General features: G+C 37.6%; 16 protein-coding genes and 1 tRNA gene. 8 read left to right on the forward strand and 9 right to left on the reverse strand.

Annotation, left to right across the window (positions count from 1 at the left end; translation table 11 throughout):
• The first annotated feature begins 57 nt into the window (after positions 1 to 57).
• The 4 genes from CGC57_RS11105 to CGC57_RS11120 all read left to right on the forward strand — a co-directional run bounded on the left by CGC57_RS11105 (position 58) and on the right by CGC57_RS11120 (position 6,113).
• Positions 58 to 1,740: an OstA-like protein gene (locus CGC57_RS11105; RefSeq protein WP_002677226.1), complete on the forward strand. Its 1,683-nt coding sequence runs from the start codon at positions 58 to 60 to the stop codon at positions 1,738 to 1,740.
• Positions 1,741 to 1,798: 58 nt separating this feature from the next.
• Entirely contained in the window at positions 1,799 to 2,671 is an 873-nt protein-coding gene (locus tag CGC57_RS11110; protein ID WP_002677356.1) for an OmpA/MotB family protein, read from the forward strand.
• Between the two features lie 178 nt (positions 2,672 to 2,849).
• Positions 2,850 to 5,219, forward strand: a complete 2,370-nt coding sequence (locus CGC57_RS11115) for a TonB-dependent receptor (RefSeq protein WP_095899178.1) — start codon at positions 2,850 to 2,852, stop codon at positions 5,217 to 5,219.
• A gap of 21 nt (positions 5,220 to 5,240) precedes the next feature.
• Positions 5,241 to 6,113, forward strand: coding sequence for a DUF4249 family protein (locus tag CGC57_RS11120; RefSeq protein ID WP_095899179.1), 873 nt, complete (start codon positions 5,241 to 5,243; stop codon positions 6,111 to 6,113).
• 18 nt (positions 6,114 to 6,131) lie between these two features.
• Here CGC57_RS11120 and CGC57_RS11125 read toward each other — a convergent pair whose 3' ends face one another.
• The 7 genes from CGC57_RS11125 to CGC57_RS11155 all read right to left on the reverse strand — a co-directional run bounded on the left by CGC57_RS11125 (position 6,132) and on the right by CGC57_RS11155 (position 15,386).
• On the reverse strand, positions 6,132 to 7,061 hold the full coding sequence (locus CGC57_RS11125; RefSeq protein WP_095899180.1) for a PorP/SprF family type IX secretion system membrane protein: 930 nt from the start codon (positions 7,059 to 7,061) through the stop codon (positions 6,132 to 6,134).
• A 13-nt stretch (positions 7,062 to 7,074) separates the two neighbouring features.
• Positions 7,075 to 9,675 carry a thrombospondin type 3 repeat-containing protein gene (locus CGC57_RS11130; RefSeq protein ID WP_095899181.1) on the reverse strand — a complete coding sequence of 867 codons (2,601 nt, stop codon included), beginning with the start codon at positions 9,673 to 9,675 and terminating at the stop codon, positions 7,075 to 7,077.
• A gap of 20 nt (positions 9,676 to 9,695) precedes the next feature.
• On the reverse strand, positions 9,696 to 10,769 hold the full coding sequence (aroB, locus tag CGC57_RS11135) for a 3-dehydroquinate synthase (protein WP_095899182.1): 1,074 nt from the start codon (positions 10,767 to 10,769) through the stop codon (positions 9,696 to 9,698).
• Between the two features lie 69 nt (positions 10,770 to 10,838).
• On the reverse strand, positions 10,839 to 11,747 hold the full coding sequence (locus CGC57_RS11140) for a helix-turn-helix transcriptional regulator (RefSeq protein WP_095899183.1): 909 nt from the start codon (positions 11,745 to 11,747) through the stop codon (positions 10,839 to 10,841).
• A 23-nt stretch (positions 11,748 to 11,770) separates the two neighbouring features.
• A complete protein-coding gene (locus tag CGC57_RS11145; protein WP_095899184.1) occupies positions 11,771 to 12,076 on the reverse strand; it encodes a cyclic-phosphate processing receiver domain-containing protein in 306 nt (101 codons plus the stop codon).
• A 120-nt stretch (positions 12,077 to 12,196) separates the two neighbouring features.
• Positions 12,197 to 14,056, reverse strand: a complete 1,860-nt coding sequence (locus CGC57_RS11150; RefSeq protein WP_095899185.1) for a DUF262 domain-containing protein — start codon at positions 14,054 to 14,056, stop codon at positions 12,197 to 12,199.
• Positions 14,046 to 15,386: a DUF262 domain-containing protein gene (locus tag CGC57_RS11155; protein WP_095899186.1), complete on the reverse strand. Its 1,341-nt coding sequence runs from the start codon at positions 15,384 to 15,386 to the stop codon at positions 14,046 to 14,048. Before CGC57_RS11155 ends, CGC57_RS11150 begins: the two co-directional genes overlap by 11 nt.
• Positions 15,387 to 15,595: 209 nt before the next feature.
• Here CGC57_RS11155 and tsaE point away from each other — a divergent pair, with 209 nt between their 5' ends.
• Both tsaE and CGC57_RS11165 read left to right on the forward strand, forming a co-directional pair.
• Positions 15,596 to 16,012, forward strand: coding sequence for a tRNA (adenosine(37)-N6)-threonylcarbamoyltransferase complex ATPase subunit type 1 TsaE (gene tsaE / locus CGC57_RS11160; protein ID WP_095899187.1), 417 nt, complete (start codon positions 15,596 to 15,598; stop codon positions 16,010 to 16,012).
• 4 nt (positions 16,013 to 16,016) lie between these two features.
• Positions 16,017 to 17,042 carry an o-succinylbenzoate synthase gene (locus CGC57_RS11165; RefSeq protein ID WP_095899188.1) on the forward strand — a complete coding sequence of 342 codons (1,026 nt, stop codon included), beginning with the start codon at positions 16,017 to 16,019 and terminating at the stop codon, positions 17,040 to 17,042.
• On the opposite strand, the gene mnmC2 is transcribed toward CGC57_RS11165, so the two are convergent.
• Together mnmC2 and CGC57_RS11175 are read right to left on the reverse strand one after the other, a co-directional pair.
• Complete coding sequence (mnmC2, locus tag CGC57_RS11170) at positions 17,005 to 17,664, reverse strand: tRNA (5-methylaminomethyl-2-thiouridine)(34)-methyltransferase MnmC2 (protein ID WP_095899189.1); 660 nt, start codon at positions 17,662 to 17,664, stop codon at positions 17,005 to 17,007. The genes CGC57_RS11165 and mnmC2 overlap by 38 nt on opposite strands.
• A 31-nt stretch (positions 17,665 to 17,695) precedes the next feature.
• The gene (locus CGC57_RS11175; RefSeq protein ID WP_095899190.1) at positions 17,696 to 18,853 is read right to left on the reverse strand and encodes a hypothetical protein; all 1,158 of its coding nucleotides are present in this window, start codon (positions 18,851 to 18,853) and stop codon (positions 17,696 to 17,698) included.
• Between the two features lie 149 nt (positions 18,854 to 19,002).
• Between CGC57_RS11175 and CGC57_RS11180 the strand changes: the two genes are divergently transcribed.
• The gene (locus CGC57_RS11180; RefSeq protein WP_095899191.1) at positions 19,003 to 20,055 is read left to right on the forward strand and encodes a branched-chain amino acid aminotransferase; all 1,053 of its coding nucleotides are present in this window, start codon (positions 19,003 to 19,005) and stop codon (positions 20,053 to 20,055) included.
• A gap of 88 nt (positions 20,056 to 20,143) precedes the next feature.
• Positions 20,144 to 20,217 (forward strand) — tRNA-Arg (locus CGC57_RS11185).
• Positions 20,218 to 20,466: the final 249 nt, after the last annotated feature.

The following is a 20,466-nucleotide window of genomic DNA, read 5'->3' on the forward strand; positions in this document are numbered from 1 at the left end:
TCAATTGCTAATTATCAATTATTTACTATCTTTGCATTCTGAATGAAAAATTTCTGGATGAAAAAAACATTTTTTTACATATTACTTTTAATTTTTGTTTGTGGTGCACAAAATATTGTAGCACAGAACAATGAGCCTAAAACTAAACGTATAGAAATTGTCTATGGGGGTGAATTTACTATTGATAATGTAAAATACCCTGGAGCGACTATTTTTAAATCGGATGGGCAGCGAGTGCAGTTTCGCCATCAAGGATTAGATGTATGGTGTGATTTGGCAGTGCTTTATGAGGAGAAAAATGAGGTAATCGCTCACGGCAATGTAGTGTTGCAACAAGGCGATACTTTGCAGATGAACAGTCAATATATATCGTATAAAGGAAATACTAAAACAGCAGTAGCTCGTGAGGGGGTGGTGTTGCGCAATGGCAATATGACTCTTGAGACCGAAGAACTCTTTTTCGATCGCAACAAACAAGAGGCTTACTACAATAATTTTGGTAAAATAACCGACCCCGAGAATGAACTTACTAGCCAAACGGGGAAATATTATGTAACTACTAAAAAAAATCAGTTTACCAATTCAGTAAAGATTGTCAATCGTGATTTTACAGTCAATTCTCAGGTGTTAGACTATTATCACAATTCTGGTAATGCCTATTTTTATGGTAAAACTACCATTGCAGGCGCTGATTATAAGGTGTATTGTGAGCGTGGTTTTTATGATACAAAGCGAGAGCAAGGCTATTTTATGAAGCACGCTAAAATAGAGTACAACCTCAAAACTTTAGTGGGAGACAGCTTGTATTTTGATAAACGCCGACAGTTTTCATCGGGTTCTAACAATATTTTCATTTCGGATACTATAAACAAGACCTTTGTGCGTGGTCATTACGGCGAGATTCACAAGGCAAAAGATTCGATGTTTATCACCAAAAAAGCGGTTGTAATTACCTTAGTAGAGAAGGATTCGATGTATATGCACGGCAAGCGTATTTTGGTTACAGGCAAACCTCAACACCGCGTGATTCGCGCTTACCCCGATGCTCGTATCTTCAAAAGCGATATGCAAGCCAAATGCGATTCCATCCACTCTAACGAAGCTAACGGGCTCACACAATTGGTAGGCAAACCTGTAGCGTGGACAGGGGAAAGCCAAATGACGGGCGACAATATCCACCTGATAGCCAATACAAAAACTCAACAGTTAGACTCCCTCAAAGTGTTCAACAATGCTTTGGTGGTAGAAAAAGATACTTTGGGCGATGGTTATAACCAAGTGAAAGGTAAGCTCTTGTATGGCAAGTTTAAAGATAATGCATTGCGACAGATAGACTTTTTGCAGAATACTGAGTCTATTTACTACGTGTACAACGATGCTAAAGAGTTGGTAGGTATCAACAAACTCACTTGCAGCCATATCAAGCTCTATTTAGATAAAAAACAGCAACTACAACAAACTGTGTTTATTACACAACCTTCGGGGAATTTATACCCAGAAGAAAAATTGCACGTGAACGATCGCAAGTTTAAGGAATTTATCTGGCGAGGCGACGAGCGTATTCGCAGTAAAGAACAGATATATAGTGATGCTGAGAAGAAGATAAAACCTAAAGAAATAAAGGGAATGAAGTCCCCTGAGGAGATAGATGAAGACGAAATGATATTAGCCAATCCATCTCTGAAAAAAGAACTCAAAAACGCTAAAGAGAAATCCAAAGCCAAGCAAAAAAACAAATAAGAGATAATCTTGGCACTTTTATTGTAACATATTCATTAATTATAAAACATAAACTAGTATGAAAAAATTTATTATCGCACTATCGATGTTGGCATTAGTTACCACATCGTGTGTATCTAAAAAGAAGTATGCTGAGTTAGAAGCGAGAAACAAACAAACTGAAGATTTGCTAAACACTGCTACCGTAAAACTCAATATGTGTTTAGATGAAAAGAATAACTTGTCATACAAATTAGAAAGTCTTAAAAACCAAAACGATTTGCTCAAAGAGAACAATCAGCAGCTCATCAACAATATGGGCAACCTCACTACACTTACCCAAAAAGGTGCTGAAAACCTCGAAAAATCATTGGAAAGTTTGCGCGAAAAAGATTTAACTATCAAAAACTTGCGCGATGCAGTTACCCGTCGTGACTCTGTAAATCTGGCTTTGGTGCAAAGTCTCAAAGGTGTATTGGGTAACTTGGACGATCAAGATGTAGATGTGAAAGTAGAAAAAGGAGTGGTATTCATCAATATCTCCGATAAAATGCTCTTTAGCAGTGGTAGCTACACCATCTCTAAAAACGCTAAGAGCGTACTCGAAAAAGTAGCTAAAGTAGTGAAAAACAAACCTGACTTTGAGTTTATGGTAGAAGGTCACACCGATAACGTGAATATCAAAACAGGTTGTATCCGTGACAACTGGGATTTGAGCGTAATGCGCGCTACCGAGATTGTACGTGTATTGCAAAAAGATTTTGGCGTTGCTCCTGAACGTATGACTGCAGCGGGTCGTAGCTACTATGTACCATTAGCAAGCAATGGCGATGCCAATGGACGTGCTCTAAACCGCCGTACTCGTATTGTAGTATTGCCTAAACTCGACCAATTCTATACTATGATTGAAGAGGGAATGAAAGACCCTGCCATAGGAGGAAAAGGAAAATAATGCGAGCCACACAGATAATTAAATTAACAAAATGAAATAAGAGTCAGCAGTTAGTTTTAACTAATTGCTGATTTTTTTGTATAGGAAAAGCTTCTTTTGGTATAGAGAATCAGAAACTTATTTTGTGTTAAAAGTTTTTATTTGTACTTTTGCCCCTGAAAAAAATAATAATTATTTTATGAAAAAGTGCTTTCTACTACTTTTTTTAGTAGCTACAACTGCTGTATTTGCACAACACAAGTACACCCTTAGCGGTTCTATTTCCGATGCTTCTAATGGTGAAAAATTATTAGGGGTAAACTTCATTGTCAAAGAACTCCATACGGGTACTTCTACGAATGAGTATGGCTTCTATTCTATTACTTTACCCGAAGGTAAATATACTATTGTGATTGACTATATAGGTTTTGGCACTCACCAAGAAACTATAGAGCTCAACAAAAATATCCGTAAGGACTACAAATTAACTCCCGAAACTATAGAACTCAAAGGGGTGGATCTCAATGCACAAGCAGTTCCTAAAACTGCGGTGCGCAAACCTGAGATGAGCGTTGCTACAATTCCTATTACTACCGTCAAGAAACTTCCTGTATTGGTGGGTGAGGTGGATATTATCAAAACCTTAATGCAAATGCCGGGGGTGAGCAATGCTGGTGAAGCTTCATCAGGGTTTAATGTGCGTGGTGGTGCTGCCGATCAGAACTTAGTTCTCTTAGACGAAGCTACAATCTTCAATGCTTCTCACCTTTTTGGATTTCTAAGTGTGTTCAATGCTGATGCCGTGCGCGATATGAAGCTCTACAAAGGCGGAATTCCTGCACGCTACGGCGGACGTATCGCTTCTGTTTTGGATATCTATCAAAAAGAAGGTAATAAAAATAAATTCGCTGCAACGGGCGGTATAGGGGTACTTTCCTCACGCTTGCTTGCCGAAGGTCCTATCGTGAAAGACAAAGCCTCGTTTTTAGTAGGAGGTCGTGCTTCTTACGCTCATCTATTCCTCAAACTGAGTGACAATAAAAATTCAGCTTATTTCTACGATCTCAACACTAAACTTTCTTACCAACTCAACGAAAACAATGCGCTTTATCTTTCAGGGTATTTTGGGCGTGATAGTTTTATACTTAGTGAGAACCTCACCAATACTTATGGCAATGCCTTAGTGAATTTGCGTTGGAATCACTTGTTTACTGATAAACTTTTCTCTAATCTCTCGGCTATCTACAGCAACTACGATTATAAGTTTGATTTTAGTTTTATTGATATGAAATGGACGTCGGGAATTGAGAATTTTAACCTCAAATACGACTTCAAAAACTATATTTCCGAAAAATTCAAACTTACTTACGGAGTACAGGGTTTGTACTACATATTCAAACCAGGGAAAATTGTGCCTAAAACTTCAGCTTCTACTATCAAAGAACGCATACTCGAACATCGTTATGCTGCCGAAATGGGCTTCTATGCCGATGTAGAACAAAAATTAGCTGAAGCTCTTACGGTGTCTTACGGCTTGCGCTTTAGTAATTTCTACAGTTTAGGCAAACGCACCGTGAATATTTATCCTAATGACAATCCCGTGGGCTACAATGCTAACCGACAAGTGTACTACCAAGGTACTGCTATAGGTACTAAATACTACGGCAGTAACCGTATTATCGATTTGTATTCTAATTTCGAACCGCGCTTTACAATGAGCTATGCTTTTAGCGATACCAAATCAGTAAAAGCGAGTTATGCACGCACTGCCCAATATGTACATCTCATTTCTAACACAGCCTCTCCTTCGCCTTTGAATGTATGGACGCCTAGCGATGAGTTTATCAAACCTCAAATCGCCGACCAAGTGGCATTAGGTTATGCTTCTAATGTTTTTGACGATAAATACAGCATAGAGGTAGAAACTTACTACAAAAAGGTGCAAAATCGTTTGGATTATATCAATGGGGCAAACTTAATAGCTAATGAAGCTATTGAACGTGTCTTGCTCTCAGGAGAAAACAGAGCTTATGGCTTGGAAGTGCTCTTGCGTAAAAATACAGGCAGACTTACTGGTTGGATAGCCTATACACTCTCAAAATCGGAAATGCAAACCAAAGGTCGTACCCCTGAAGAAATAGGTATCAACTACGGCGATTGGTATAATGCTCCTTATGATAAGCCTCACGACCTCTCGATTACAGCTACTTACGAGCTTTCACCTAAATGGACGTTTGGTGCTATATTCAACTTGCAATCGGGATTGCCTGCAAACTACCCTGTAGGGCGCTATTCTTACTTAGGACAAACTGTCCCCGATTATAGCAAACGCAATGAATACCGCTTGCCTACTTACCACCGTTTAGACTTATCGGCTACTTATACTCCACAATCGGATAGAGCAAAACGCTGGAAAAGTGAATGGGTATTTGGGGTTTACAACGTGTACAACCGCAAAAATGCTGTGAGTGTTTCCTTCCGTGAAAACGAAGATACTCATAAAAATGAAGCCGTGAAACTCTCCATCTTTGGTATTATACCTAGTGTAACTTATAATTTTAGTTTCTAATTCTATAAATAGTTGAATAAAATGAAAAACCTTTCTATCATACTCCTCAGTGCCTTTGCTTTGACTTCTTGCGAAGAGGTTATCGATTTGAATTTGGATACTGCTCCTAAGAAATTAGTGATTGATGCAGCGCTCGACTGGAAAAAAGGAGAAGCCAAAGCCTACCCAATAGTTGATATCAGCTATACCGAAGCTTATTTTGGTGAAACACATTCACCTGCGGTAAATAATGCAGTGGTGAAGATAGTTTCGGGTAGCCAAACGTACAGCCTTACCCTTTGGGATGGTACCTCTACTATCACTTCTGATAATCTAAATGAATTAAAAGGAGGTAGCCGTTATGTATTTCCTGCGGGTATCACCCCTGAGTTAGGCAAAAACTATGAATTGATTGTAGAGCTCGACGGACAAACTTATACTGCTAAAGATAAAATGCTTGAAGCCCCTGTAATACCTTCTAACAAAATAGTGCAGAAAGAAAATGGAGGCTTTTTAGCAGATCGAAAAGAGGTGCGTTTCTATTTCGATGGTATTAATGATGGGGTTGCTAATGCTTATCTACTAAAGTTGTCGCAGAGTAATATTTCTAAAACTGTTTATGGCACCTTGGACGATAATTACATAGCTAATAATAAATTCTTCTTTATAATGGCAGGGGTTGATAATGACGAAAAACTCAACAAGGGCGATGTGGTGAATATTATTCTCTACCGTATTCATCCTCAATATAAGGAGTTTGTGCAAATGCTAGTTAGACTATCAGAAGGACAAAGCCCATTTTCTATTCCTACGCGCCCCATAGGCAACATCGTGAATACAACTAACAAACGTGAAAACCCTCTTGGTGCTTTCCGCGTTGCCCAATACACTACACTTCAATATATAGTAAAATAATCGTCCGTGTGGCTCACACTACCATTTGAATTGAACTAAAAACTCGTGAGAGTTACGCGATTGCAAGTTGAGATGGGTTTGGAAGTAACTTTCAAACCCATAACCTATTGCTACATAGTAATCAGGGATTTCAAAGAATACATAAGCATTTACAGCTTTATCAGTGCGATAAGTGACACCTAATTCGGCGCGATTAGCAAAATTGCCTGCGACAGTAAGGTCGATAGAAGGTTTTTCACCTTTGCCAAATCGCGTTTGGAAACGTGGTTTTACAGTGAAATCGGTAGTTGCACGCCAATAGTAGCCCACCATAGAATAGAAGAACATATTATCGGCAATAGAAGTCATTACTTCGTTATCCATACGCACTTTGTCAGAAGCCAGCATATTAGGAATTGCCATACCTATATAGAAATCAGGATGGTCGTAGTAGAGTCCCGCACCAAAGTTGGTTTGAAACTTCCCTGAAATACTTTGCAAATAAGGGTCGTTGTAGTAAGTGGGGTGCTTACGATTTCCATTAGGGTAATACATATTATACATATTGTTGTAGGTGCGCAAATCACTGCCATCTACATTAAAAAAATCTCCCCCAAACTTTATACCTCCTATCAAATTAGAGTTGTAAGTAATAGGGATTGAGTAGGAAAAATCGGCATAGATACCAGCTTGTTTCTGTATAAAAACTTTGTTATTAGCAAGCGAAAGTCCTACCCCTACGCGATCGGAAAGGCGGTGAGTGGTGAAGAAAGTTTGCGTTTGAGGCGCTTCGGTCATTCCGCGCCATTGGTTGCGTATATCCACCGAGATGGTGTGTCCTCTCTCTAAGCCTACCGCTGCTGGGTTTACCAAGTTTTGGTGCTGATAGTAAAATATATAAGAGGGGTCGATAGTTTGTGCTTGAACTACTCCAGCGAGTAATAAGGCACTTAAAAATATCTTTTTCATAGTTTATCTTCTTTTAATAATTGATGTAAATCCAGTATTTAGTTTGTTTTTCGTCAGAGCCATCGATGCTGAATATCGCTATATACGAGCCTCGAGCTACCAATGTTCCATTAGACATTTTGCCGTTCCACTGGTTCTTGTAGCCTCTTGCTTCATATACTAACTGACCTAAATTGTTATATACATAAAGAGTGTTACGCGGATATTTTTCGGCGTGAGCAATCGTATAAGTATCGTTGATACCGTCACCATTAGGAGTAAAGGCATTGGAAATGAGTACGTAATCCACTTGTGGGTCTTCTTTATTTGGAATACCATCCCCATCAATATCATCATCACAGCTATCGCCTATACCATCACTGTCGAGGTCAGCTTGATCGGGGTTGTAAATCAGCGGACAGTTGTCTTGAGTGTTAGGAATGCCATCACCATCGATGTCGTTGTCACAAACATCGCCTATACCATCGTTGTCGCTGTCCTTTTGGGTAGTGTTGGATGCGGTAGGGCAATTGTCGAAAGCGTTCAAAATACCATCGCCATCTATATCATCATCACAAGCATCACCTATGCCGTCGCCATCAGTGTCTTTTTGGTCGGGATTGGCTACAAACGGACAGTTATCAACACTGGACATTATGCCATCGCCATCGGTATCTTCATCTTCTTTTATAGTAATAGTTCCCGCATTTACTGCTAAAAAGATATTCTCTTCAGCTTTGATCATAAAACGCCCTTGAGTAGTTTTTAGACTTGCGGGTATTGTTACTTCAGCTTTGCCATTATTAGCTAAGCCAGTAGCCAAAGTATGTGGAAAAGTAGCTCCATTATCAGTAGAAAAGAGTATTTTCACTTTATTTACTGATACGAGAGCTTTATTAGTATTGGCAACATCCCATTCGATTTTCACCTTCTGTCCTACTACCCAAGTGCTATTTTGGTTGTGAGAAGTTACTTTAAAAGGACCTGCATCGGCACTTACTACTACCTCAATGGTTTTATAAACAGTATTTCCCGTTTGATTACTTGCCAAAGGACGGTCAATCACCATAAACGTCCAATGGAGGGTGCGTCCAATGTTGAGTACCGTTTCCCAAGCATCGCCTTTTCTGGGGCTCTGCTGGGTGAGCGTGCCTGCTACAATGCGCTCTAAACGAGGTATATAGCGATACGATTGTGTAGAGGGTTTCATAGAGCGGGCTGTAGCTCCAAAACGTATCGTAGGTGAGAAATAGTAGCTGTTAGAAGTAGTATAATTATCGGCTTGTTCCCAAGTGTATAGCAAGTCATCACCATCAACATCGGTGGCAGAACCTTCTAACAGATAGGCAGTGCCGTACGGAATGGTATAGCTTTTTAGGTCGGGTATTTCAGGAGGTGTGTTGCCTGTAGGATTTTCCGTAGCACACGATTTGCTTTGCAGGTTCTCGGTAATATCGTACACTGTACGGTGGTGCAAATAAGGGTCGGCGTGTTGTTGCACGTCGTAATCGCGGCTAACACCTGCATAACTCATTATGGTAGTGCCGCTTCCTGGTTCCATTTGTGAGCCAGAACCAAACTCTCTGCGGTATGAAAAAGTATGTCGTGCTCCCATTTGATGTCCTATTTCGTGAGCGACTACATCTATAGCAAAAGCACTGCGAAGGATTCCCCTTATTTCAAAAGGATAAGACGAAAAACCTCGCCCTTTTTCATCACTTTCACACACACAACCTATGCATCCTGCGTTACCTCCATTATTGCCATTGTGGAATAAGTGCCCTATGTCATAGTTAGCATTGCCTATCTTATTGTCAAGTACTTGTTGTAGAGTAGTAGAAGTGTTGATATAATTATTCCAATTACTGTAGTTAATCCCCGCAAAAGGGTCTGTATTTTCATTGTCGAAAACGATGCTGTCGTCTGAAACCAACTGAAAGGCTATAGAAAGCTGTTGTCCATATACTTCATTCACTTTGTTTAAGATATTGACAATCTGTGTAAAAGCAGGTGTTTTTCCTCCAAAATACGTAGTAAACGAATAGGTACAAGCTACGGCAATTCTAAAAGTGCGATGCACACTAGCGCTTGAAAAAGTGGCGCGTTGTAGCGATTGACTTTCTGCTACAAGTGCTGGTACATCCAAAGTTTTGCAGTCTACCAAAGGTTTTTCGGTATTTTCATATTTATAAACTCTATAATGAACTCCTTCTTGATCTTCAGCTTCTACAAAACTATAATACAAATTTTGTTGCATAATTGCATCCAATCCATAATCACTCCACGTAAAGCGGATATGTTGAGTATCATCGTCTACCCCCTTGCCCACAAAGGTTTTAATAGAAGGAAATTTGCGTGCTACCGCTTCCGAGAGCACTTGAGTAGGGGTAATATAATAGTTGATAAGTTTTCCCTCGGCATTAGGAATGGCAATGATAGCAGCACTTCGGCTTGTTTCACTTGCTTGTAACGCACGTGCAAAGGCAGCTTTATCTAAAATGAAATACTGAAAAGAAGGGTCAGTGGAATGAGTGCTACGCTGGGTAGTGAAATTGGTTTTGCGCCAATAACTTTGCGCTGACACTCGTCCTACCCATAGAGAACAAAATAATAAGAAGATTAAAAATTGCTTCATATAGTTATTGGTTATGGTTATTAACTGAGGTAATATTCAAAAGCCTTATAAATCTCTTCAAAAGGAACAATACAGTCAATTTTTGGTTTGCCAATGGCTTCTAAAAGCACAAAATAAACATTGCCCCCTACGTTTTTCTTATCAAAACGCATCAGCTGACAAATATCGGTGATTTCTTCGTTAGAAAAAGATTGCTTGGGGAAGTATTCAGCTAAAACAGCTTTGATATGGTCGCATTCAGCTTGCGGGAAGCCTAATTCTTTTACCGAAAGATAAGTAGCGAGCACCATCCCAATGGCAACAGCTTCTCCGTGTAACAAGCGTTCTCTTTCAGGGTTTTGTAAACAATACGATTCTATCGCGTGCCCCAGAGTATGACCATAATTCAGCGTTTTTCGCAAACCTTTTTCGGTAGGGTCTTGGTGTACAACCTCATTTTTTATCGCTACCGATTCACGAATGAGCACTCCCAAATATTCTACGGGCAGTTCATTTAGCTGACACATTTGTTGCCAATACTCAGGCGAACTGATGAGACCGTGTTTGAACATTTCTGCCATTCCGCTGCGAAGTTCTTCAGCAGGTAGGGTTGCCAAAAAGCGAGTGTCGACCACAACCCCTAACGGATTGTTGATTACCCCTATAAGGTTTTTTAAAGCACCCAAATCTACCCCAGTTTTACCACCTACCGAGGCATCAACCATTGCCAGCAGACTCGTAGGCACGTTTATAAAATCGATACCGCGCATAAAAGTAGAGGCGACAAAGCCCCCCAAATCGGTAACAACGCCTCCACCTATATTGATGAGCAACGACTTGCGGTCAGCCCCCAATTCAGAAAGGGCATACCACACTTGAGTGCAAGTATCGATGTTTTTATTGGGTTCACCGGCTTCTATTTCTATGATTTCTAAGGGGATATCGGTAGCCAAATCGGGGAGGAATACTGGCAAACAGTGTTCGTTAGTATGGCTATCTACTAAAAGGAAGAGTTTAGAAGGACGGCGTTCAGCTATCAAATCATTGATAAAACGCGTTCCTTCTTCGTTAAAATATATGCAGTAGTTCTGTGCTTCAATTGTAGTGCTTCCCATAAGTTTTTTATTTCTAATGGGCAAAGGTAAAAAATAATTACGAATAACGACTTACGAACGACTATTTTTTTACGAGGACTGATACTGTTCGTAAGCGGCTTTGTGGTAGTGAGCAACCTCATCAGCTAAAGATTGAGGTGCGATAACCTTTACCGAACAGCTAAACGAACAGAGTTTCATCACCAAATCGTAGGGAGCTTTACCATTAGGAAAAGCAAGAGTGAGTTGCACGCGTAGTTCGTCCTCATTATCTATTAGAGTTACTTGAGAAGGATGTAGTTTTAGCGATTTGATATACTTACCTTGTTCATAATCAAAGGAAAGTACTACCTTTTGCAAGGGCTCGCCTTCAGTAATAGCAACCCCATAGAAATGTTCAAAAAACGACTCCATATCTATTTTTTTGCGTTTCACTTGGATGTCGGTTACCTCTAAGTTGCTGATACGGTCGAGAGCAAAAGCTTTGAGTTTGATAGGCTGTTTGTTATCAGTCGCAATGAGATACCAACGACCTTGATATTCTTTCACTGCATAAGGCAGTACCTGATATGCTTTAGTAGTTTCCCAGCCAAAGGAAGTATGAGTAAAGGTAATCAATACATTTTGAGAAATAGCTGTAAGGATAGGGTCGAGCATTTCCAACCCCTTTTCAGGTTGTACTTCTAAGAGGAGAGTACCCGTATTTTTTGCCTTGCGGTGCGCATCTACTAACAACAGATGGTCTAATATGCTTTGTTTATTGGCAATGCTATCGGGGTTGATAGCCCATACTTTTTCCTTTGCATTAAGGGTGATGTCAATACCAAAAGCGATGTATATATCGTCGAAATCCCTGCGAATAGTGCGGTTACTGAAAGCATATTCATCGTCTTCATCAGCTAAATAATCGGCAATACTCTGAGCCGATAGCCCATTTTTATGAGTAGTAAGCAATCTAATGATATGCACCAAACGTGCTATTTGAATAGGTTTTGCCATAATAAGTGAAAAGTGTTAAGTAGTTAAATTGCGTTTAAAATTGTTTTTTGTTGTTCTTTGAAATTATTTAGCAACCGCTCAATATTTTCTTTGCCCACAGGGTTTTGGCTGTGCACTGTAAAATCGGGCAAAGGCAACTGACGGTCTAAGCAGTAATCCACCAAATATTTAGCACAGTCATAACCCGAAAACTCTTCGCCCAAATCGTGGTCAAACGAGATAAAATCAGGCAAACCATAACGCTGAAGATAAGCTACAAAATCCTCATAGCTATACACGCGCTCAAAGCCTTCAGGAGTAGTACGGAGGTCGTCTAAGTAAAGATTCATTGTATAACTTTAGAAATAATACTGCAAAGATATAATATTAAATGGACAAACTATGACCGATGGTGGTGTTTTTTGAAAAAAAATATTCCCACTTTTTTAGGAGTGGGGAGGGGAGAAGGTTTATTCTTTAGAAGGCTGATAAAATTTCAAAAGAGCTTCCATTTCTTCTTGATGTTGTTTAATCTCTTGGGTATTCCATTCTTTTTCTTTTGAGAAAGTTTCGAACATCATCAGTCTTTTAAGACTTGTATTATTATAAAATGATTTCTTTTTGTATTCAGGATGTTCTTTATTAGCTGATGAATTTTCAGAGTTACTGATTAAGCAAAGGTTTCCAAAACTATGGAGTATTTTCTCTCGCTTCTCATCTTGTTTGTCAGGAGGTAACGTTTTGTCTACCTCAATAGTTGAAATTTTATTCTGTGGTAATAAATGCTCCTTAGAAGGCAATTGTCTGAAATAGAATTTTTTGAAATGGTCTCTAACTTCCTTTATTCTGTTGGTGATAGATTTTATTGCTTCAGGACTGTCTACTTTATCTTCCCCTCTTACATAGTCATAATATACCTCCCAAAGTATATACTCAAAGTAATAGAATATCTTAGTAGAAACTGACCAAAAGGAAATTTCTCCTAATGAGATATCTTTAATTTCCTCTTCTAATTCTAATTCTGATTTTAATTCTGATTTTAATTCTGATTTTAATTCTGATTTTAAAACACTATATAAGTCTTTCTCTTCTACCTTATCTCTTAATAACCTCAAGAGCCAATCCTTTTTGTCATTAGAAACAGTTGCATAATGAAACATAGCCTGTAACATCTCTATTTTCTTTTCTTCATCAGTATTTTCAAAAGCAGTTTCCTTTGTTTCTACTCCTTCTTTTTCAAATTCATATCCTCTTATTCCCCAATTGCTTTCCTTGTCGTTTGATAGGAGACTATTTTTAATGATATACTTATCAAAATAGATTCTATATTTGAGTAAAGCTACGATAAAAGTTTCTGCATCTTTATAGTCTTTAAATGTCTCTAAAAGTTTTTTATCATCAAAGGAAGTTTCTTTTTTAGGATTTATAAGGCGATATACATAAAGTAAGAAAGTAGGAAACTCTAATACAGAACGATAATCATACGTTTTGCTTTCTTCTCCTTGCTTAAATCCTTCAGGAAGTGTTTCTATACCCCTTTCTAAAAGGGCTACTATTGTTTGATGCTGATTGTTTTTACTACTCTTATCTTTTCCAAGTGAAGACACAATATCATCAAATGAGAATTCCTCTTTCTCTAATAATTCCTTAGGAAGTCCATTATTCCAAATATAGTCTCCCATAAAAGAACATGCCTCCCATACTTTTGCAAAAACTTCCTTTTGCATGTCTGTTTCTAATTTATCCATAAATAGAGCCTTTAGTATTTCATGCTTTTCTAATTGCTCTCCTCTATTATTCATTATTTCAAAATAATGATTTAGTTCAGTTTCTTTAGGTAATTCTGTTCTAAAAATATGAGTTTGTTGTAAGAATTTATTTCTAAATGCTTCTTTATCTTCGATATCATTAAGAACACTTTTAATAATCTCAATCCCTTGCCTTAGCTTTATGTTTTTTGTTTCAGGAATTTCAGGTAGGCTATCTATACCTTTAGAAAGCTCTCTAAAAAATAGTTCACACTCAGAGCGTGCTTGAAAGTTGAGGTTAAAAGAAGTTTTTTTATCTAAAACAGCTTTGATAAGATTTAGGGTAGTATGGCGTTGTTGTCCATCAACGAGTTCATAGCTACTATCATCTCTTCTAAAGGTGACTAAGGTACCTAAATAATACTGTTCATTTTTTCCTATGCTATTAATATCCCTAATAAGACGCTCTATTTGAGGTTGTTCCCATTCGTAATTTCGTTGATAAATAGGGATAATGTAAGAGTCGTTACTTAAAACTTCTTTTATTGTTATGGCTTTTTTTATTTCTTTATTATTCGTCATTGTCTTTATGGGTTAAAAAATCAAAAATAGGTTTTACTCCCTTTACATATTCATTTTCATTCCACTCTCCTTTAGGAATATAGTTACAAAATAAATCTATTTTTAGTTCCTCAGGTGAATAACTCTTAGGAATAGACTTAAAGAAACGAAAGGCTTTGTAGTGGTTTAAAATACTATTTTCTGATATTGCTTTATTCTCTAATCGCAGTTGATATACATTCTTGTAAAATTCTTTATAATAGACACTTTCATTGAAAGCTTCAAGGTTAAATCTATCTACAAAAAGCAAACAAATATTCTCAAAAAGATTTCTTACCTTTACATCACCTACTCTCCAAGAACCCCAATATTCATGACATCTTTCTTGATAGAATGCTTTAAACTCTTTATTCCCTTCAAGAAGTTGTTTCTTTAGTTCAATATAATAGAACACATAATCGAAAAAACTTCGCCCATTGATGATATTCATAGCTATCTGAAAAGGATAATGTTGTGCAATACCAAAATTACGTAGTAAGAAATCTTTTTTTGTATTCTGTATAGTTCCATCTAAAATTCTTAAAGGCAATTCATAATTGTATTTTACACCTTTATAAAGGCTTATACCCTTAAATTCGTTTAAATCTGACTTATAAAATGAATATTTAGGATCTCCTTTTATCCACTTTCGTATTCTGTACAAATGGTTATTGAGAATGTCAAGCAGAGGATTATCTTTATCAAGGAGGTAATCTTCCCATTTGATAACATATTGCTCTATTTCTTTATCTGTATAACCATCTTTATCCATTTCTCTCAGATGAAATGCTTTTAATAGATCGTGCGGATAAAGTTCTTTTCCTCTTGAGTTTTGGGTGTCAAACAATTGAAAAGCTTCATCTTGATGATAAACTGTAATAACAACAAACTCACATTTATCTTTTAACTCGTTTAAGAACATTTCTTCATTTATTTCTAATCTCTTAGCACCAAACCATTGTTTGATTTGGTCATAATTATAGACGAGATTATTTTTAGAAATCTCATTAGTATATTCTTGGTTCTGAAGTAACTTATCTTTTTCACCCAAATAATATAAGATAAGTGAAAGGGTGGTTAAGCGTTGTTGTCCATCTACAATATTATGAGTATTACCTTCATCGTGGACAATAAGTGTTCCTACTCGATAAGTTCGCCTGCCAATATAGATATTTTCATATAAATCATCAAGTAACTGAATAACATGAGATTTATGCCATTTATAAGGACGTTGATAAGGAGGTATGACATAAGTATTATAAAGCTCTTTTAACACTTTCTCCTCTAATTTAGGATACTTAGAATCTTCCATTTTGAAGTAATTTTTTAATCTTATATGACAAATGTACAAACTTTTTTGGATATGTATTTCTTTTTGTGTAAAAAAGTTTTACTTTTCCTTTTTCTGCCGGCAAAAATACACCCCTAACCGGTCAAACTACGACCAGCTAATTAGAAAAATTGCTAATTTGCTAATTTCTCAATTATTACTACCTTTGCCCAATAAAAGAAACAAACTTTATGGAATTTACTTATACTTTATCCGAAATAGACGCTATTGCCGAAAAAATTCTTCCTCATTTGCAATCCAAAGTAGTGATTTTCAAGGGAGTAATGGGCTTTGGTAAAACAACCCTTATCAAGGCTTTGGTACGAGCTTTAGGCAGTACCGATAATGTCAGCAGCCCTACTTTTAGTTTGGTGAACCCTTATGAAGGCACTAATGATAAGATTTACCACTTCGATTTCTATCGTATCAAAAATGAGGAAGAAGCCTTTGATATAGGCTTTGAAGAATACCTCTACTCTGGCGATTGGTGTTTTATTGAATGGGCAGAAAGAGTTGAAAAATACTTGCCAGAGACTTATACCATAGTCGAATTGATACAGATAGATAAAAATCATAGAAAATTAAGAATTAGCGAATTAGCAAATTGATATTATGATTAAACATATTCTCAATTTTAAACGTCCGTCGGGGACATCACGGGGGGTGCTTACCTCCAAAGAAACCTTCTTTTTGGTAATAGATCAAGAGGGCAAAAAAGGCATAGGGGAATGCAACCTCTTTCGTGGATTGAGTGCTGATGATGTACCTGATTATGAAGCAAAACTGCAATGGGTAGAACAACACCTGCATTTGGGTGAAGAGGCATTGCTCAAAGAACTCGTTGCCTTTCCTTCTATACAATTTGGTGTGGAACAAGCCTTTAGGTCGGCAGCAGCGTCACAGTGGTACGAACTTTTTCCTTCTGATTTTACAACAGGAAAAGACGCAATTCCTATCAACGGACTTATTTGGATGGGCTCTCCCGACTTTATGAAAGCGCAGATAAAAGAAAAACTCGCTCAGGGATTTCGTTGCATCAAAATGAAGATAGGCGCCATCGATTTTGAAGAGGAATATCGTATTTTAAAAGCCTTGCGCAATGAGTTTTCAGCAAGTAATATAGAGATAAGGGTGGATGCTAATGGTGCGTTTCAAGCAACTGAAGCACTGGTGTATTTAGAACGATTAGCTGCCCTGCAATTGCACTCTATCGAGCAGCCTATACGCGCAGGACAGTGGGAAGCGATGGCTGAACTATGTGAACAAACACCCCTGCCTATCGCCCTCGATGAGGAATTGATAGGGGTATTTACTTCTGAAGAAAAACAACGACTTTTAAGAGAGATACAACCGCAGTATATCATTTTAAAACCTTCGCTCATAGGAGGTTATCGAGGTTCTGAAGAATGGATAACGCTTGCCGAAACATTGGGTATAGGTTGGTGGGTAACCTCAGCTTTGGAGAGCAATATAGGGCTCAATGCCATCGCGCAGTGGACGTACACACTTCACAGTCCAATGCCTCAAGGTTTAGGTACTGGAGCATTGTATACTAACAACTTACCTTTTCCGCTCTATGTAGAAAACGGACATTTGGGCTTTAATCCTTGTGAGCGCGTAACATTTCCCTTTTCATAGGCGGACCTGGTAATCGTTCCACCATAAAACCACAAGCCTGCATCGCACGGCGCACACTACCTTTAGCAGCGTAAGTTACCAAATAGCCTCCTTGTTTGAGGGCAGCGTACATTTGTTGAAAAATAGCTTCTTGCCACAGTTCTGGTTGTACTTGCGCCCCAAAAGCATCGAAATAAATAAGGTCGAAAGTGTCGACATCATTAATAGTTTCAAAGCGTTGTAGTCGTTTTTTGAAGCTGAAGGTAGGAGAGAGAGCAACAGTTTCATCCCACGGGCAGCAGTGCATCTGTTCAAAAATAGGGGATAGGGTAGGGGAGAGCACTTCCGAAAAATTCATTTGTGAGGCTTCCTCCCACGGAATAGGATAGGCTTCTACCGTTTCGTAGTGAATGTTCAGCTGCAAGACTTTGTGTTCCTTGTAAGTAACCAAAGCATTGAGCCCTGTGCCAAAGCCAATTTCTAAGATAGAGATGCTCTGTTGTTCAAATAGTTGCAGTCCATTTTTGATAAACACGTGCTGAGTTTCTTGAAGTGCGCCGTGTACTGAGTGATAGGTCTCATCTAACTGCGGAATATAGAGGCTGGTAGAGCCATCGGAGGTTTTTATAAGTTCGTGAGTCATTGTTTAGCTAACAAGTGAAAATTGTAATATATTACATCTTTAGGTATATATTTTGCATAATCTCAGCATCTAATTTTTTAATTTTTATAGTACTTTTCTTTTTATTATTGCCATTATAGCAGTCGATTTGATAGGTTTTATCAGGTAAGGGAGTGATTTTTGTGCCGTAAAGCTTTCCATCTTCATTGATTAAGAACCCTATAACTTGTTCATTTTTTAAAAGCTTTGTAAATTCTTCTTCACTTTTATTGAGTAGATAAGATAAAAAATTAAGACGTTCTTTAGAAGAGATAGCTTCTGTTTCAAAAGCATTGTTGAGTCCTTTTACTAAATCACTAAAAGCTTCAGTAATAGAGTGTTTATATGTTATAGGTAAAAGAGTGTACAAGGAGGTAATGAAAATATCAGAAGCTATTGTTTCTTCATTGTCATATCTTTTTATTAAAAAAAAGTATTCTTTAAGTTGTTGCTTGTCGTCTAAATAGTAGTATATACTTGCGTTAGGCGTTCCTTTTTCTACAGTGATACTATGTTTTCTTGTATGAAAAGTACGTCCTCCTGACAGTAAATCACCTACTAATTCATCGTCTTTTTTATAGATTTTTAGGTTCATCAAATCTTCCTTATCCTCATAAGCTACTGTAATAAAATCCTTTTCTAAACTAAACAACCAAGCGTTGATTATATCGTGATACATTACAAACAAACACTTATGCGGACTGCCATTTTTGTAATTAGTGATTGTTAGATAAGTAACTTTGTCAATTTTTCTTTCTTTAAATACAGTGCCATCGGTTACAGCCTGCCCGTTTTCTACTTTTGCTATCTCATCTAACTTGATGGGATAGTTATTATTTTCTTTTCCAAGAGGAGCAAAGCAGTATTCTTTTATTTTTTTACCCTTTTCGTACTCATCTACTCGAAAGTTTAAAGGCATTTTACCTTTTTGAATGAAAAAACCTTCATAAGGTTGTCCTTTTTGATAAGTTCCCGTATATGAAGATTGCGGTTTTTTAAGAATAATAAAAACGTTGCTATGTGTAGTTAGTTTTTCACCCTTGGCGTTAAGGCGGTATAGTTCATAAAAATTTTGAGGGTACTCCCATCCTCCTACAATAGAATCGCGTTCCTGCGCTGAGGTATATCCTATGAAAAAAGAGATAATAAGTATACTATAAATTGTTTTCATTTGTTTAAAAAGTGTTATTTGTTAAATATAATTATTTCATAATTAGTATATTGGTGGATACACAATAAAGATTTTTGTCTTTTAAGCGACAAAGTTAAAAAATATTTCGTACCTTTGACAAAAATTTAAGAATTAAAAACTAAAACAATATGAATTTAAAGATTGAAAAAGTAAAAGAAAGTCGTATCAACCAAATAGACTTTTCAAAACTGAGTTTTGGTAAAACTTTTGCTGACCATATGTTTATCTGTGAATACACAGATGGACAGTGGCAAAACCCAACCATCAAACCTTATGCTCCTATTACCCTTGAACCTTCAGCAAGCGTATTCCACTACGGGCAGGCTGTTTTCGAGGGAATGAAAGCTTATAAAGATGACAACGGACACGTTTTTCTCTTCCGTCCACAAGAAAATTACAAACGTATCAATAAATCCTGCTCACGATTGGCAATGCCTGAGTTCCCTGAAGAATGGTTTGATCAAGCACTTCGCACTCTTGTAGATATTGATAGTGAGTGGATAAAACCAGGATTTGGCAATGCTCTCTATTTGCGTCCGTTTATGATTGCTACTACTGCTGGTGTGCAAGCTGCCCCTGCTAAAAACTACCTCTTTATGATTATTACCGCCCCAGTACAGGCTTATTACAAAGGCGATGTGAAAGTAAAAATAGCCGACTATTACAGCCGTGCGGCTAATGGTGGTTTTGGTTTTGCTAAAGCTGCAGGTAACTACGCAGGTCAGTTTTTCCCTACCCAAGAAGCTGCTAATGAAGGTTATCAACAAGTGATGTGGACAGACGATGCTACGCACCAATTCTTAGAAGAAGCAGGTACAATGAACCTATGGTTCCGTTTTGGTGATACCCTTGTTACTTGCCCTACCAGTGAGCGTATTCTCGATGGGGTAACTCGTAAAAGTATCATTGCAGTAGCCGAAAAATTAGGTATCAAAACCGAAATTCGTCCAGTGAAAGTAACTGAACTTATCGAAGCTGCTGAAAAAGGTGAATTGAAAGAAGCATTCGGTTGTGGAACGGCTGCGGTGATTAGCCCTATCTCTGGATTTGGCTATAAAGGCAAGGATTACAGTGTAAATCGTCCTGCTGAATTATATACCGATAAAATCAAACAAGCTATACTTAACATTCAGTATAACAAGGCTGAAGACCCATTTGGATGGAGAGTACAAGTGAAGTAAGAAAAAAATAATTGAAAAAAAGTTGTTAAAAAATTTGCAGGTTTCAAAAAAGGTTGTACCTTTGCGCCCGTAAAACAAAAACAACAATGGCCTCGTGGCGCAACTGAATAGCGCATCTGATTACGGCTCAGAAGGTTACAGGTTTGAATCCTGTCGAGGTCACTAAAAGCTCTAACAAAAGTTAGAGCTTTTTTTATTGTACTTTGAATAATATTTTTTCCATTAGAACTTTCTGCAACCTTAATATCTACATATTTCATAGTTATTAATATGAATCAATAGTTGAAAAATAATAATCCCTGATTGACAGAATGTTATCTCTTTTGCATCATTACATTTTGTCAAAGTCTAAGGATTTTGAAAAAGTCTATAAAACTGATAATCAATTACTTTTAAAGTATGTTATGTAGG

Origin of the sequence: Capnocytophaga sputigena (assembly GCF_002302495.1) — a bacterium.
Lineage (GTDB): Bacteria > Bacteroidota > Bacteroidia > Flavobacteriales > Flavobacteriaceae > Capnocytophaga > Capnocytophaga sputigena.